This window comes from Pricia sp., assembly GCF_041745955.1.
Classification (GTDB): Bacteria; Bacteroidota; Bacteroidia; order Flavobacteriales; family Flavobacteriaceae; genus Pricia.
The window spans coordinates 1-2743 of the sequence record NZ_JBGTHY010000539.1; the positions used below are offsets into that span (position 1 = coordinate 1).

Sequence of the window (2743 nt, forward strand, 5' to 3'; positions counted from 1 at the left end):
ATATCCCTTCAACCATAAAAACTTACTTTTGCAATCAAAATTGCTTTCCATTGGATAAAAATTTACTTCAAGAGCTTGGCGCGTCGCTGCAAGGGCAGTTGGTATCCGATAAACTGACTAAAGCGCTCTATGCTACCGATGCCTCCGTGTATCGCAAAACACCGCTTGCCGTGGTCTTTCCACAAACCATAGAGGACATTAAAAAGCTGATCGGTTTTGCCGGTAAGCATAAAGTCGGATTGATTCCGCGAACGGCGGGAACTTCATTGGCCGGACAATGTGTTGGCGATGGTATTGTGGTGGACGTTTCCAAACATTTCACTGAAATTATCCATCTCGACGAGCAAAAAAAACAGGTTACCGTGCAGCCGGGCGTGATCCGCGACGAGCTGAACCTGTATCTCGCACCTTTCGGACTGTTTTTTGGTCCGAATACCTCTACATCCAACCGTTGTATGATCGGCGGTATGGTCGGCAATAATTCTTCGGGCACGACCTCGATTCAATATGGTGTGACCCGTGACAAGGTGGTTTCGCTTAAAACGATACTTTCCGATGGCAGTGAAGTGGAGTTTAAGGCCATTTCTGAGTCCAGTTTTGAGGATAAAATGGGAGGTGATTCTATTGAAGCATCCATTTATAAAAATATATATAATGAATTATCGGATAAGGATATACAGGATGAAATACTAGCGGAATTTCCTAAACCTGAAATCCACAGAAGAAACACGGGATACGCCGTAGACGAGCTTTTGTACAACCGCGTTTTTGGGATGGCCGATGCGGACTTCAACCTTTGCAAATTGTTAAGCGGCAGCGAGGGCACCTTGGCGTTCACCACGGAAATTACCTTGCAATTGGATGATTTGCCGCCCAAACTAGCCGCTATGGTGGTGACACATTACACAACCCTGGAAGATTGCTTGAGCGATGTGGCCCCCGTAATGGGGCACAGCTTGCATACGTGTGAAATGATGGACAGGGTGATATTGGAGTGTACCAAGAACAACCGCGAACAGTTGAAAAACCGCTTCTTCGTCGAAGGCGATCCTGCCGCGCTCTTGATGCTTGAGGTAAAGGCGGATACGGAAACTGATCTAGAGCGACAATTGTTTGCTTTACAGGAAACAATAGCCGAGTCGGGACTCAGCTATGCAAATCCCGTATTAAAGGGTGGTGATATCAACAAAGCCGTAGAACTGCGAAAAGCGGGACTCGGACTGCTGGGCAACATGGTCGGCGACCGTAAGGCTGTGGCCTGTATCGAGGATACCGCCGTAGCCGTTGAAGATTTAAAGGATTTTATTGCGGAGTTCACCGAAATCATGAAAGGTTACGGGCAAGATGCGGTGTACTACGCACATGCCGGGGCAGGGGAGCTGCATTTACGTCCGATTTTAAATTTAAAGCAGTCCGCAGATGTGGGTATGTTCCGCAGAATTACCACCGATGTGGCCAAATTGACCAAAAAGTACCGCGGATCTTTCAGTGGTGAACACGGCGATGGCATCGTTCGAGCGGAATTTATTCCATTGTTGATCGGCGAGTCCAACTACGAACTGCTCAAACGGATCAAAAGTTATTTCGATCCCCAGAACATTTTCAATCCTGGTAAAATCGTCGATGCCTATCCCATGGACGAATCCCTGCGCTACGAAATCGACCGCCTGGAACCGGAAATCAAGACACTTTTGGACTTTTCCGATAGCGAAGGTATTCTAAAAGCGGCCGAAAAATGCAACGGTAGCGGCGATTGCCGAAAGACGGAACATATGGGCGGTGCCATGTGTCCGAGTTACCACGCCACCAAAAACGAAAAGGATACGACCCGCGGCCGGGCGAACGCCCTGCGGGAATTTTTGACCGTTTCAGACCAAAAGAACCGCTTTGACCAAAAAGAGCTGAAAGAGGTTTTCGACCTATGCCTGAGTTGTAAGGCCTGCGGTAGCGAATGCCCCAGTAACGTGGATGTCGCCACCCTAAAAGCGGAATTCCTCTATCAATATCAAGAAGCGAACGGCTATCCACTACGCAGCAAACTTTTTGCCTACAACACGAAATTGAACCGACTGGGAAGCAAAGTGGCAGGCCTCACAAATGCTGTCTATGGTTCTGATTTTTTAAGCGGATTATTGAAGAAATCAGCTGGGGTTGCTCCTCGGAGAAGTCTCCCAAAGGTATCAAATTTTAATTTCGATACCTATCTTCAATCCTTTAAAAAACAAAACACTACATCAAAAAGAAAAGTAGTTTTATATATCGATGAGTTCACGAAATACCTCGATGTCGAACTCGGAAAGGATGCCATCGAAGTATTGACCCGCCTGGGGTATGAGGTGGAACTTTTTTATGGGGAAAGCGGGCGCACCTACTTATCCAAAGGATTTCTAAAACAAGCAAAAAAATTGGCCTTGGCCCATATTCCCAAATTAAAAGTTTTTGCGGACCAAGGCCGTCCGGTTATTGGATTGGAACCTTCAGCCATCTTGACCTTTCGGGACGAATACAAACGTTTTTCCAGTGATTCCGTAACCACTAACGCCATTGCCATAAACTCCTTTTTATTGGAGGAATTTCTATCCCAGGAAATCCAAAAGGGAGAACTGACGGCTGCACATTTCACCAAGGAAGCCAAGACCGTGAAAATCCACAATCATTGCCATCAAAAAGCCTTGAGCAATCAAAAAGTAACCTTTGACGTGCTCAACCTTCCGGAAAACTATACGGTTTCCATCATTGCCTC

Annotated in this window: 1 protein-coding gene; it reads left to right on the forward strand. The window is 46.6% G+C overall.

Going from position 1 to position 2743, the window contains the following annotated elements; genetic code table 11:
* Positions 1 to 50 precede the first annotated feature (50 nt).
* A partial coding sequence (locus tag ACEW8S_RS19385; protein ID WP_373519756.1) for an FAD-binding and (Fe-S)-binding domain-containing protein occupies positions 51 to 2743 on the forward strand: 2693 nt, incomplete at its 3' end.